This window comes from Nocardioides sp. NPDC087217 (genome assembly GCF_044744805.1).
Lineage (GTDB): Bacteria > Actinomycetota > Actinomycetes > Propionibacteriales > Nocardioidaceae > Nocardioides.
The window spans coordinates 394,479-406,520 of the sequence record NZ_JBIUZB010000001.1 but is presented as its reverse complement, the minus strand read 5'-3'; the positions used below and the strand labels follow the sequence as shown (position 1 = coordinate 406,520).

The 12,042-nt window shown below is 68.7% G+C and carries 13 protein-coding genes; 9 read left to right on the top strand and 4 right to left on the bottom strand.

Features of this window, described 5'->3' with window-relative positions; all coding sequences use genetic code 11:
• The gene (locus ACIO3S_RS02150; RefSeq protein WP_400458895.1) at positions 1-804 is read left to right on the top strand and encodes a M57 family metalloprotease; all 804 of its coding nucleotides are present in this window, start codon (positions 1-3) and stop codon (positions 802-804) included.
• A gap of 65 nt (positions 805-869) precedes the next feature.
• On the opposite strand, the gene ACIO3S_RS02145 is transcribed toward ACIO3S_RS02150, so the two are convergent.
• Entirely contained in the window at positions 870-2,717 is a 1,848-nt protein-coding gene (locus ACIO3S_RS02145; RefSeq protein WP_400458894.1) for a glycoside hydrolase family 3 protein, read from the bottom strand.
• Between the two features lie 243 nt (positions 2,718-2,960).
• Between ACIO3S_RS02145 and ACIO3S_RS02140 the strand changes: the two genes are divergently transcribed.
• Positions 2,961-4,013, top strand: a complete 1,053-nt coding sequence (locus tag ACIO3S_RS02140) for a WD40/YVTN/BNR-like repeat-containing protein (RefSeq protein WP_400458893.1) — start codon at positions 2,961-2,963, stop codon at positions 4,011-4,013.
• 2 nt (positions 4,014-4,015) lie between these two features.
• Here the strand turns inward: ACIO3S_RS02140 and ACIO3S_RS02135 are convergent, their stop codons facing one another.
• Genes ACIO3S_RS02135 through ACIO3S_RS02125 form a run of 3 tightly spaced genes read right to left on the bottom strand, consistent with a single transcriptional unit; the run spans position 4,016 to position 6,580 of the window.
• Entirely contained in the window at positions 4,016-4,423 is a 408-nt protein-coding gene (locus ACIO3S_RS02135; protein ID WP_165112114.1) for a VOC family protein, read from the bottom strand.
• Between the two features lie 40 nt (positions 4,424-4,463).
• Entirely contained in the window at positions 4,464-6,065 is a 1,602-nt protein-coding gene (locus tag ACIO3S_RS02130; RefSeq protein ID WP_400458892.1) for a PH domain-containing protein, read from the bottom strand.
• Positions 6,062-6,580 (bottom strand): PH domain-containing protein, encoded by a 519-nt coding sequence (locus tag ACIO3S_RS02125; RefSeq protein WP_400458891.1) that lies wholly within the window; start codon positions 6,578-6,580, stop codon positions 6,062-6,064. The genes ACIO3S_RS02130 and ACIO3S_RS02125 overlap by 4 nt, the downstream gene beginning before the upstream one ends.
• A gap of 131 nt (positions 6,581-6,711) precedes the next feature.
• Between ACIO3S_RS02125 and ACIO3S_RS02120 the strand changes: the two genes are divergently transcribed.
• The 7 genes from ACIO3S_RS02120 (at position 6,712) to ACIO3S_RS02090 (ending at position 12,041) form a co-directional block, all read left to right on the top strand.
• Complete coding sequence (locus tag ACIO3S_RS02120; protein WP_400458890.1) at positions 6,712-7,071, top strand: PadR family transcriptional regulator; 360 nt, start codon at positions 6,712-6,714, stop codon at positions 7,069-7,071.
• A complete protein-coding gene (locus ACIO3S_RS02115; protein WP_400458889.1) occupies positions 7,068-8,435 on the top strand; it encodes a permease prefix domain 1-containing protein in 1,368 nt (455 codons plus the stop codon). Before ACIO3S_RS02120 ends, ACIO3S_RS02115 begins: the two co-directional genes overlap by 4 nt.
• A 183-nt stretch (positions 8,436-8,618) precedes the next feature.
• Positions 8,619-9,692, top strand: coding sequence for a redox-regulated ATPase YchF (gene ychF, locus ACIO3S_RS02110; RefSeq protein ID WP_141803377.1), 1,074 nt, complete (start codon positions 8,619-8,621; stop codon positions 9,690-9,692).
• A gap of 37 nt (positions 9,693-9,729) precedes the next feature.
• The gene (locus ACIO3S_RS02105) at positions 9,730-10,545 is read left to right on the top strand and encodes an APH(3'') family aminoglycoside O-phosphotransferase (protein ID WP_400458887.1); all 816 of its coding nucleotides are present in this window, start codon (positions 9,730-9,732) and stop codon (positions 10,543-10,545) included.
• Between the two features lie 180 nt (positions 10,546-10,725).
• Positions 10,726-11,019 carry a DUF1330 domain-containing protein gene (locus ACIO3S_RS02100; protein ID WP_350838209.1) on the top strand — a complete coding sequence of 98 codons (294 nt, stop codon included), beginning with the start codon at positions 10,726-10,728 and terminating at the stop codon, positions 11,017-11,019.
• A gap of 20 nt (positions 11,020-11,039) precedes the next feature.
• Positions 11,040-11,498: an SRPBCC family protein gene (locus ACIO3S_RS02095; RefSeq protein ID WP_400458885.1), complete on the top strand. Its 459-nt coding sequence runs from the start codon at positions 11,040-11,042 to the stop codon at positions 11,496-11,498.
• A gap of 54 nt (positions 11,499-11,552) precedes the next feature.
• Entirely contained in the window at positions 11,553-12,041 is a 489-nt protein-coding gene (locus ACIO3S_RS02090) for a hypothetical protein (RefSeq protein WP_400458883.1), read from the top strand.
• Position 12,042: the final 1 nt, after the last annotated feature.

The following is a 12,042-nucleotide window of genomic DNA, read 5'->3' as shown; positions in this document are numbered from 1 at the left end:
ATGCGAGTTCGTATTCCCATGATGATCGCCGCGGCTGCGGGTGCCGCAGCGCTGACTGCGTCGATGGTTCCCGCATTCGCCGAGGAGGCGCCGAGCTACCAGGAGTTCGAGGCGTCCACGTACGTCGACGTCGGCGGTCAGTACATCGTCAACGGCGACGAGGTCGTGTCCAACCAGGGCGACCTGCACAAGTTCTACGAGTCGATGGTCTCGACGCCGAAGCACGTCCCGGAGGACGGCCTCATCGTCAACACCGTCAGCGGCCGGGACGACAAGTGGTCGGCCTCGCAGGCGCTCAACCTGACCTACTGCGTCTCGAACAAGTTCGGCACCAACAAGGCAGGCATCGTCTCGGCGATGGACCAGGGTGCCGGCCTGTGGGAGGCGGCGAGCTCGGCGGTCGAGTTCACCTACGTCCCCGCCCAGGACGGCTCGTGCAACACCCGCAACTCCAACGTGCTCTTCTCGGTCGAGCCGGTCAGCACGTCGCAGTACATCGCGCGGGCGTTCTTCCCCTCGACCTCGAAGCGCTCGCGCAACGTGCTCATCGACGACTCGATCTTCTCGTCGGGCAACTGGGAGCCGGGTGACATCCTCGCGCACGAGCTCGGTCACGCCCTCGGGTTCCGTCACGAGCACACCCGCCCGGAGGCGGCGACCTGCTTCGAGGACAACAACTGGCGTGCGCTGACCCCGTACGACTCCTCCTCGATCATGCACTACCCGCAGTGCAACGGTGGCTCGGAGGACCTGGAGTTCCAGGCCTCCGACGCGGCCGGGATCCGGGCGCTGTACGGCTCCTGATCCTCCAGTACGCACGCACGACGGCGGCCCTCCCGGTTTCCGGGAGGGCCGCCGTCATGTGGTGACTAGTAGGACAGCCCGTGACCGAGCGGGAAGAGATCGGGGATCTCCACCGGAAGCCTGCCGCTCGGGTTCACCTCGCCGTAGAGCACCCGAACCAGCGACTCGAGCTGGTGGGAGGTGTAGCCGTAGGTGTCGAGCACCGTCGCCGCCTCGGGGAAGGAGGTGACGTCGTAGGGGTTGCGCATCGCGGTCACGATCACCGGGGTGTCGGTGGCGAGCAGCGCCTTGACCAGCTTGGTCTGGGCCACGGACGCCGGGGTCGGCTGACCGGTCGCCGGGTTGATCTGCCAGGCGTTGTTGGTCGGCACCACCACCAGATCCTTGCCCGCGGCAGCGGCGACCGCGGCATCGATCTGCGCGTCGGTCGGGGTGGTGCCCGACTGCAGCACCTGGGTCGTCGCGCCGCGCTTCTGCAGCCCGGCCGCGATGCCCGCCGTCGTGTCCACGCCCCAGCCCGCGACCAGGACGTTCTTCGCCCCGGGCGCCAGCGGCAGCAGGTCGTCGTCGTTCTTCACCAGCGTGGTGGTGCGGTCGGAGATCGCCTGGGCGTCGGCCTTGTGCACCGGGTTGCTGAAGACCGTCGGGGCGGCCGCCACGTCGACGTACGGACTCTCGAAGATCTTGTTCTCGAGCTTGTGCTCCAAGATCCGGTAGACCGACTCGTCGAGCCGCTGGCGCGAGATGGTGCCGTCCTTGACGGCGTCGAGGACCGCGGCGTACGCCGTGTCCATCTGCGGCGGGATCAGCAGTTGGTCGGCGCCGGCGAGGAAGGCCTCGACCGGGGCGACGTCGGGCGGGTACGTCGCGCTGGCGCCCTGCATGTCGAGCGCATCGGTCACGATCAGGCCGTCGAAGCCCATCTCCTCGCGGAGCAGGCCGGTGAGGATCGGCTCGGACATGGTGGCCGGCTCGCCGCTCGGGTCGATCGCGGGCACGGTCACGTGGGCGGTCATGATCGCGTCGATCCCGGCGTCGATCGCCGCCTTGAACGGCGGCAGGTCGATCGCCTCGAGCTCCTCGCGGCTGTGGGTCACCTCGGGCAGGCCGTAGTGGCTGTCGGTGCCGGTGTCGCCGTGACCCGGGAAGTGCTTGGCGATCGAGGAGAGGTCACCGTCGTCGAAGCCGCCGACCTCGGCCTCGACGATGTCGGAGACCGCCGCCGAGTCGGCCCCGGCGCTGCGGATCCCGATGACCGGGTTGTTGGGGTTGAGGTTGACGTCGGCGACGGGCGCGTAGTCCTGGGTGACCCCGACCGCGGCCAGCTCGGTGCCGATCACCTCGGCGGACCGGGCTGCGTCCTCGGTCGAGCCGCCGGCGCCGAGCGCCATCTGGCCGGGCATCTGGGTCGCGCCGCTGGCCGGGCCGAAGCGGGCCACGAGCGCGCCGCCCTCCTGGTCGACCGCGATGTTGAGCGGGATCTTGGGCCGCTGCTGCAGCGCGGCTCGCTGGAGGCCGTTGGAGAGTGTCGCCACCTGGGCCGCGTCACCGATGTTGTCGGGGCCGCGGGTCGTGAAGTAGATGACCCCGCCGGGCTGGTACTTGGTGATCGCCTGAGCCGGGGTGTCCACCCCGTAGAGCTTCTGGTTGCCGGCCTTCGCCGTGTCGCTGACGTTGTTGGCGTCGCGTCCGTAGACCTCGATCACGAAGAGCTGGCCGATCTTCTGCTGCAGCGACATGTGGCGCATCAGGGAGACGATCTGGCCGTGCTGCGTCGGTGTCTTGGCGGTGGTCGTCGCGGGCGGATCCGGCTCTGCGGCGTGGGTTGCTGCGTACGGCGTGGCAACCGCCACCGCGGCCGCGAGTCCCGCAGCCGCCAACCTTCCGCGTCTGGTCAGTGTCGTTCTGCTCATGACAACCTCCCCATCTGCACCGCTGGTACGCGGCACGGCGATTCACTCTAGGGGCTACCAACCGGTCACGGAAGAAAATTCCCGAGTCCGCACATCTGGCCCGCCGAATCTGGACTTGTGGAGGACGAAACTCGACTTTCGTCGTCCACAACTGCAGATTCGCCTGCCATTGCTGCCGATTCGGCGGACGAGTTTTGCCGGATCGGTGGACAGAACGGCCCGGCAGGGCCAGGGTGAACCTTCGTGCGCATCGTTGTCGGAGCCGCAGCGGCGGCCACTCTCGCTCTCACCACCCTCACGTTCGCGCCGGCGGCGCAGGCTGTGCAGCCAGGGGGTGCGTACGACTGGACGTCTGTGAACGTGGATACGACCCAGGGGTTCCGGGCGCTGGACGCCGTCGACGCGGAGACCGCGTGGGTCGGCGGGGACGGCGGGGGAGCGTTCCGTACGACCGATGGCGGCCGGACCTGGGACGAGGTCTCGCCGCCGGGATCCGACGGGCTGCTCTTCCGCGATGTCGAGGCACGCTCGGCGAGCGAGGCGGTGGTGCTCTCCATCGGTGAGGGTGAGGCGAGCCGGATCTACAAGACCGTCGACGGCGGAGCGACCTGGACCGAGACGTTCCGGTCCGCGGAGCCGACCGCGTTCTACAACTGCGTCGACTTCTGGCCCGGCGGCAAGCGCGGGATCGCGATGAGCGACCCGGTCGACGGTGAGTGGCGCATCATCACGACCGCCGACGGCGGCGACACCTGGACGATCGCGGACACGCGCGGCCTGGAGGCGCCGGGCGAGTTCGGCTACTCGGCCAGCGGGACCTGCCTGGTCACCGCGGGGGCGCGCGACGCCTGGATCGGCGGTGGCGGCGCGGCCGCGAAGATCTACGCCACCCACGACGGCGGTCGTTCCTGGTCCGCTGCCGACTCCACGATCGCGACCGGTGAGGCCGCCGGTGTCTTCGGGCTCGGGTTCCGCAACCCTCGCCAGGGCATCGCGGTCGGTGGCGACTTCGGCCTCGAGGACGACGGCGTCGACCGCGCCGCCTACTCCACCGATGGCGGCCACACCTGGACCAACTCCGACTCCGACCTGGGCGGATACCGTGAAGCGGTCGCCTGGAGCGGTGGCCGCACGGCGATCGCCGTCGGCCCCAACGGCAGCGACATCAGCCATGACAACGGCCGTTCCTGGAAGCCGTTCGGCGCCACCCAGACCCGGTTCCACACCGTCGACTGCGCCCAGGGTGTCTGCTGGGCCGCCGGTGCGGGCGGGCGGGTCGGGGTGCTCGCTCGCTGAGCTCAGATCTTGAGCCCGATCGTCATCGGTCCGCTCGAGGCCATCTCGTGCTCGCCGCGCTCGATGCAGAACTCGTTGCCCTCGGGGTCCCGGAGCGCGACGAAGCCGGTCCCGTCCTCCTTGCGGTGGTCGCCGAAGACGGTGGCGCCGAGCGAGAGCGCGCGCTCGACGAGCTCGTCGCGGGTGGTGTCCTCCGGCTTGATGTCGATGTGGACCCGGTTCTTCGCCGACTTCGCCTCGGGCACCGGGACGAAGAGGAACATCAGCTCCTTCGAGGGGAAGCTGCGGGCGACGATCACCTCGGGGTCCTCGTCGTAGAAGAGGTGCCAGCCGGTGACCGCCGACCAGAACTCCCCGAGCTTGCGGGGGTCGGCACAGTCGAAGGTGAGATGGCGGATCTGGATTGTCATGGCCGGATCATCCACCGAAGCCCGCCCGACGCGGAACGGGTTATTCGACGAACTCCGAGACCGTACGCGGCGTGGCCGCCGTCGCCACGGCGACGGCCGTCTCGAGCGGCACGTCCGGGATGTCGACGTGCTCATGGCCGGCCGCGGTCATCGCGGTGACCTGGGCCAGGCCGATGCGGCGGTCGAAGAACGTCTGCCTGACCCGCCAGCCGATGATGCCGTCGGTCTGCAGCGCGGTGCGCACGGCGGTGTAGGAGCCTGAGCGGACGACCAGGTAGCGATCGGTGAGCGCGTGGCCGAGGTGGCGGTGGCGCAGCTCGGCACCGAGCAGCCCGAGAACGAGGGCCACCACCAGCATGGCGACCGGGATCCACCAGAGCCAGATGTCGCCGAAGACGCCGATCAGCACGGTCGGGACGAGCGCGACGAGCGTCCATACGACGGTGGCGACGACCGCTCGGAACCAGTAGCGCCGGCGTGGCCGCGGCCCGTGTCCGGTGAGCGCCGCCGAGAACGCGTCCTCGCCGAGGATGTCGGTGCCGACCTCGGAGACGACCTGCTCCGGGGCCGTCGGCAAGACCGCGGGGAAGTTGTCGTTGAGCCCGGTCGTCAGCAGGTTCAGGTCGGCCCCGCCGGCCAGGCCGATCAGCGGGCCGACGGTGGAGGTGGCGCCGCGTACCTTCGCCTCTTCCACCGTCGTCGCGCGGGTGCTGGTCAGGCCGAAGCTGCGCCGCAGCGTGGTGCCCTCCCGGCCCTGCTCGCGTACGACCTGGAGGTCCCACCAGCGCACCGCGTAGCCCACGCACGACCCGATCGCCCACACCGCGGCGGCCCCGACGATCGCGATCGGCACGGCGATGAACAGCATGCGTACGAACTCGTCGACAGGGACGCCGTTGACCTCGCCGTTGGTCACCCGGACACCGAAGGACTCCCACGGGATGAGGTCGGAGAACGCACCGAAGAGCGCGCCCAGACCGCCGAGCGCGATCGCGAGGTTCCTGAGGTTGAGCGGGGCGTACCTGATCCAGGACCAGTCGAGCTTGGCGATGATCTCGCCTTCGGGCGAGGCCGCGACGGGCGTGGTCTCCGGCGAGGAGCCTTCGGCTGCGGGCACGTCAGGCGTGGATGGCGCGGATGGCGCGGGGGCCACGTGCAGGAGCTCGCGCCGCAGCCGGGCGGCGGCGTCCTTGGTGAGCGAGTCGAGGGTGATCTGGCCCTCGTCGACCCCGGTGCCGACATTGACCTTGGTGACCCCGAGCGCACGGTGGATGAGGGTCGAGCTCAGATCGACGCTCCGCACCCGGTCGAGCCGGGCGGTCAGGGTGGTCCGGTTGAGCAGCCCCTTGCGCACCTCCAGATGCGTCGGTGTCACCCGATAGCTCGTGGTCAGCCACGGGACCATGCCGGCCAGGGCCGCGACCACCGCGATGCCGACCGCGACCAGCAGACCGATGAACACGTTCGCCTGCCCGGCACCGAAGGCACCGACCGCGGCCGGGATGATCGCCTGACGCAGCGTCGAGAGCGGGCTGACGACCGCGGTCCACCCCGCCAGCCGCTGCCACTCCGCATCAGGAACGACAGGAGCGTCAGGGACCTCGGGGGCCTCGGGGACGTCAGGGACCTCGGGTGTGCTCACGTCGCGTCCTCAGGCGTCGCCGCAGTGATCGCCACCAGCTTCGCGACGACCTCGAGCGCGAGCGCGTCGTCGAGGCAGGCGATCTGGACGATGCCCGCCGAGGAGGCGGTGGAGACCTTGACCGTACGCAGCCCGAACCGCCGCATCAGCGGCCCCTGGGTCGAGTCGACCGTCTGCACCCGGGAGAGCGGCACGATCTCGTCGATGACGGTGAGCCACCCGTGGCGTACGTGGACGGCGATGTCGGTCACCTCCCACCGGTGGATCCGGAACCGGATCGAGGGCACGAAGGTCAGTCCCGGCACCGGCGCCAGGACGAAGACGACGGCGACGAGCCAGAGGATCCACGTCCAGAAGCCCGCCGGGACGAGCACCGCCGCCACGATCGCACCCACCGCGAGCGCCAGCCAGATCACGGCGCCGATCGCCTCCGCCGTACGCCAGTACGCCGGCGCGCGCTCGGAGACCTGATGTGCGGGTTCGCGCAGTCGCTGTGGTGCGTCGGGGGCGTTCACGGGACGCGAGCCTATTGGGTGGTCGGTCTTTACCGTCGGATATGTGCAGATTCGGTGCAGACGGCGGCAGCGCACCCCTAGAACAGCTAGGGTTAATGCCTAGAAGAGCTAGGTATGGGAGGCGGGTGCGCATGCGCATCGACAAGGATCTGGTCGCCGCCTCGGCGACCCCGCTCGTGCTCGGCATCCTGGCCGAGGGCGAGTCGTACGGCTATGCCATCGGCAAACGGGTCGCGGAGCTCTCCGGCGGCCGGATGGAGTGGACCGACGGGATGCTCTACCCGCTGCTGCATCGTCTAGAGCGACTCGGCTACGTCGACGCAAGCTGGGGACGATCGGAGAGCGGCCGCCGGCGCAAGCACTACGCGATCACCGACACCGGCCACCAAGCGCTCGCCGACCGGCAACGTCAGTGGCAGGTGGTCGCCGACACCTTGGACAACGTGTGGCGCAGCTTCGGCACGCCCCCGGTCGCGGAGGGGCTGGCATGAGTCTGGACCTGGAGGCACAGATCGATCAGTGGCGCGGCTTCGTGGCTCGCCGGCCCGCCCTGGCCACCGACGACGTCGTCGAGATGGAGGACCATCTCCGCCACCAGATCGCTGATCTCACCGACGGGGGTCTCGCCGAGGACGAGGCGTTCCTGGTCGCGGTCAAGCGGATGGGCAACCTCGACGACGTCTCCCGGGAGTTTGCCCGCGAGCACTCCGAGCGGCTGTGGCGACAGCTGGTGCTGATCCCGGAGCCGGGTGCCGGCGTCGTCGGGTCGCGCTGGCGCGACCTCGGCATCGTGATCGGCGTGGCGCTGCTGGCCGGCGTCGCGCTCAAGATCCTCATCGAGTCCTTGGACGAGTTCGCGTTCATCCGCAACGTCGCGTTCGTGCTGGTCCCGGCCGTGGCCGGCTGGATGGCGTACAAGCGCCGGGTCTCCTGGCGCGTGGCTGCAGTCCTCACGGCGGTGGCTGCCGCGCTCGTGCTCGTGGTCAACCTCTACCCGTTCGAGATGTCGCCGGTGCCCGGCGCGGGCGAGGATCCGGGCATGACCGCCGTGCTCGTGGTCATCCACACGCCGGTGGTGCTGTGGCTGCTCACCGCGGTGGCGTACGCCGGCGGCAACTGGCGCTCCCACGGCCGTCGGATGGATTTCGTGAGGTTCACCGGCGAGCTGGCGATGTATCTCGCGCTCATCCAGGCCGGCGCCGGAGTGTTGATCGGGCTCAGCGTCGGGGTGTGGAACCTGGCCGGCTTCGACCTCGAGCCCTACCTGGAGGACTGGATCCTTCCCTTCGGTGTCCCCGGCGCGATCATGGTCGCGGCCTGGCTGGTCGAGGTGAAGATGAACGTGGTCGAGAACATCGCCCCGGTGCTCACCAAGGTCTTCACACCGCTGGCACTGGTGATGCTGGTGGCGATGTTCGCGGTGATGGTCCTCGGCGACTCCTTCGACGCGGTCGACCGCAACCTGCTCATCCTGATGGACGCGGTGCTGATCTTGGTCGTGGCCCTGCTGCTCTACTCCATCTCCGCCCACAACCCGATGGAACCCGCCGGCGTCTTCGACTGGATCCAGCTCGCGTTGGTCGTGGCCGCCCTCGCTGTCGATGCGATCGCGCTGAGCGCGATGCTGACCCGGATCGCGGAGTTCGGCTGGACCGCCAACAAGACCGCGGCCCTCGGCCTCAACCTGATCCTGCTGGCGCACCTCGCCTGGACCGGTTGGCTCACCCTGCGTTTTGTACGCCGCACCGGAACGTTCCACGACGTGGAGCGCTGGCAGACCCGCTATCTGCCGGTCTACGGCCTGTGGGCGGCGGTCGTGGTCGTGGCCTTCCCGGTCCTCTTCTCGTTCGACTGACGCGCCCGGGTGTCATCGCCGCGCCTTGTGCGCGGCGATGACCGAGGGGCTTCAGTCGAAGGAGTGTCGCGGGAGCGCGCCGGCGATACCGGTCGACGATCCGGCCGGGTTCGGCGCAGAAGGCCGCTGCAGCCCCGTCCGCGTTTCGGCCGTGGTCGGCGTACGACCCTAGGATTGTCGATCGTGGCACTCACCATCGGCATCGTGGGACTTCCCAACGCGGGCAAGTCGACCCTCTTCAACGCTCTGACCAAGAACGACGTACTCGCGGCGAACTACCCGTTCGCCACCATCGAGCCCAACGTCGGTGTCGTCGGGGTTCCCGACGAGCGGCTGGCCGAGCTGGCGAAGATCTACGGGTCCCAGAAGCTGCTGCCGGCCACGGTGCAGTTCGTCGACATCGCCGGCATCGTGCGCGGCGCCTCGCAGGGTGAGGGCCTGGGCAACAAGTTCCTCTCCCACATCCGTGAGTCCGACGCGATCTGCCAGGTCACCCGGGTCTTCCGCGACGACGACGTCACCCACGTCGACGGCAAGGTCGAGCCCGCCAACGACATCTCCACCATCCAGACCGAGCTGATCCTGGCCGACCTGGAGACGGTCGAGAAGGCGATCCCGCGGCTGGAGAAGGAGTCGCGCAAGGCTCCTGACCTCAAGGCGAACCTCGCCGCCGCGGTCGAGGCCAAGGAGGCCCTCGAGGCCGGCACCCCAATCATCGCCACGAAGATCGACCGCGCGCTGATCCGCGACCTGATGCTGCTCACCGCCAAGCCCTACATCTTCGTCTTCAACTGCGACTCCGACGAGCTCGCCGACGAGGCCCTGAAGGACTCCATGCGCGAGCTGGTCGCCCCCGCCGAGGCGATCTTCTTGGACGCGAAGTTCGAGTCCGAACTCGTCGAGCTCGACGAGGACGAGGCCCGCGAGTTCCTGGCCGACGCCGGCGTCGAGGAGCCCGGCCTGGACATCCTGGCCCGCGTCGGCTTCGACACCCTCGGCCTGCAGACCTACCTCACCGCCGGCCCCAAGGAAGTACGCGCCTGGGAGATCCCCAAGGGCGCCACCGCCCCCGAAGCAGCCGGTGTCATCCACACCGACTTCCAGAAGGGCTTCATCAAGGCCGAGATCGTCTCCTACGACGACCTCATCTCCGCCGGCTCCGTAGCCAAGGCCCGTGACCTCGGCAAGGTCCGCATGGAGGGCAAGGACTACGTCATGGCCGACGGCGACGTGGTCGAGTTCCGTTTCAACGTCTGAGCCTCCGGGACCGAGCCTCCGCGGAGATACTCGCGTCATGACGATCGACCGTCTGATCGCGTCGGGGCTGTTGTCGGCCGACGACGCGGAGTGGTCGCCGGTAGCCGGCGGAGAGTCCGGTGCCACGGTGCTTCATGACCGTGAGGCGGAGCGCTATGCGAAGGTCGTTCCCGCTGCGGCGGCGCAGGACCTGGCTGCGGAACGCGATCGGATCACCTGGCTCGGCGAGGCAGGCCTCCCCGTCGCCTCCGTGCTCGACTGGCGGGCGACGGACGATGGCGCGTGCCTGATCACCAGTGCGGTGGCCGGCGTCTCGGCAGACCAGCTGGATGCTGATGCGCTTCGACGCGCCTGGCCGAGCATCGCCGCGATCGTTCGTACGCTGCACGGCCTGCCTGTGGAGGCGTGTCCCTTCGACAGGGGGCTCGGGGTGATGGTGCCGCTCGCACGGGAGGTGGTCGCCGCGGGTCGAGTCCAGGCTGAGTTCCTGCCGGTAGCGCTGCAGCAGGTGCCGCCGGCGACGATCCTCGACGGGATCGAGGACGAGCTGCCGCAGCGTACGTTTCAAGAACGCACCTCACCTGTCGTGTGCCACGGCGACCTCTGCCTTCCGAACATCCTCGTGGACCCGGACACGATGCGCGTATCTGGACTGATCGATCTGGGGCGGCTCGGTCGTGCGGACCCGTACGCGGACATCGCCCTATTGCTTGAGAATGCTCGCGAAACGTGGCGTGATGAGGCCACCGCTTCCCAGGCCGATCGTGAGTTCGCCGAGTTGTATGGATTCCGTCTCGACGCCGAGCGTCGGCGCTTCTATCTGCGTCTCGACCCACTGACCTGGCCTGGCTGAACGATCAGGCGACAGCCGCATGATCAGTGGACTGGTGGGCCCTGCGGCTGCCCCTCGAACCTGGCTCCGCTCGGTTCGGCGAATACCGCACCTCATGAGCGGAGGCCGGCGGCGTGGTCCGCGTAAGCGATACTGAGCGGGCACGACATGCCGCCGCCTCAACCCAACACTGGAGGTTCCATGCCCAAGGGCTACTGGGTCAGCGCCTATCGCAACATTTCAGACCCTGAGAAGCTGGCCGCTTACAACAAGCTGGCCCCGCAGGCCGTCAAGGCCGGGGGCGGTCGGGTCCTCAGCCGTGGCAGTCGGGTCGTGGCGCACGACTCCGGAATCGCCGAGCGCACCGTCCTGATCGAGTTCGACAGCTTCGAGCAGGCCGTCGCGGCGCACGAGAGCGCGGCGTACCAGGAGGCGCTGGCCGCCCTCTCCGACGGTGTCGAGCGCGACTTCCGCATCATCGAAGGTATGGACTGACCGAAGTCCGGGATCTTCAGGTGCCACGGCTCGAGCTCACCACTGAAGTTCAGGCGACGCCGGAGCGGTGCTTTGAGCTGAGCTTGTCCGTGGACGCGCACCAGTCGTCGATGTCCGACTCGGGTGAGCGCGCGATCGCCGGTGTCACCTCGGGCGCGATGCGTCTCGGCGACTCGGTGACCTGGCACGCCCGACATTTCGGGGTCCCGTTCACGATGACCTCGGTGATCAGTCAGTACGACGCTCCGTACCGATTCGTGGACGAGCAGGAGTCCGGCCCGTTTCGGCGGTGGTGGCACGGGCACCGATTCGAACCAGTCTCTGGTGGCACCCTGATGACGGATGTCGTGGAATTCGAGTCGCCTGCTGGACCGGTCGGTCGGTTCGTGAACGCACTCGTGCTGACTCGGTACATGACGAAGCTGCTGGAGCAACGGAACGCGTGGTTGGTCGACGCCCTCTCTGCGCCTGACGTCTGACGGCTGGCCACCGCTAGGCTCGGCCGAGGTCTCGGCTGACGGAGTGGAGCTGCGATGGTTGGCCAGGTTGAGGTGATGTTGATCGTCGCGCTTGTGGCGATGTGGTGGGTGCCGACGATCGTCGCGCTGGTCCTGATCGTCCGCAGTGTCTCTGCCCGGGGGCGCATGAATGGGCTGGACGTCCTCGACATCGTGATGGTGCTGGTCTTCAGCTGGGCAGGTGCCTTGGTCTACTTCCTCATCGCGTTCCTGCGTCACCGACAGGAGTCCCGGGCCGTGGTCGCGGTGGCGCCTGCGATCGTAGAGACCGAGACGACCTTGAACCGGGTCGATGAGGCGTACGCACTGGCCTGGGCCGAAGCGCGTACGGCAGCCGATGACGACCTGATCGACGTGCTCCGCCAGGCAGGACTCGGGCCGAGCTGGACCGAGCCGAGCCGGCCACGGGCGGATCTGCTACTCGCCATCTGGCGGGCGGGCGCTACCCCGCGGTCCGCCTCGAGACAGCTTCGCGAAGCTCTCGGCGCACGGTATGGTGCTTGAC

Coding starts and splice junctions, on each gene's coding strand:
- ACIO3S_RS02105 (WP_400458887.1), top strand. CDS start 9,730: ATGACGATCGACCGTCTGATCGCGTCGGGGCTGTTGTCGGCCGACGAC.
- ACIO3S_RS02145 (WP_400458894.1), bottom strand. CDS start 2,717: ATGAGCAGAACGACACTGACCAGACGCGGAAGGTTGGCGGCTGCGGGA.
- ACIO3S_RS02090 (WP_400458883.1), top strand. CDS start 11,553: ATGGTTGGCCAGGTTGAGGTGATGTTGATCGTCGCGCTTGTGGCGATG.
- ACIO3S_RS02120 (WP_400458890.1), top strand. CDS start 6,712: ATGCGCATCGACAAGGATCTGGTCGCCGCCTCGGCGACCCCGCTCGTG.
- ACIO3S_RS02150 (WP_400458895.1), top strand. CDS start 1: ATGCGAGTTCGTATTCCCATGATGATCGCCGCGGCTGCGGGTGCCGCA.
- ACIO3S_RS02135 (WP_165112114.1), bottom strand. CDS start 4,423: ATGACAATCCAGATCCGCCATCTCACCTTCGACTGTGCCGACCCCCGC.
- ACIO3S_RS02100 (WP_350838209.1), top strand. CDS start 10,726: ATGCCCAAGGGCTACTGGGTCAGCGCCTATCGCAACATTTCAGACCCT.
- ACIO3S_RS02115 (WP_400458889.1), top strand. CDS start 7,068: ATGAGTCTGGACCTGGAGGCACAGATCGATCAGTGGCGCGGCTTCGTG.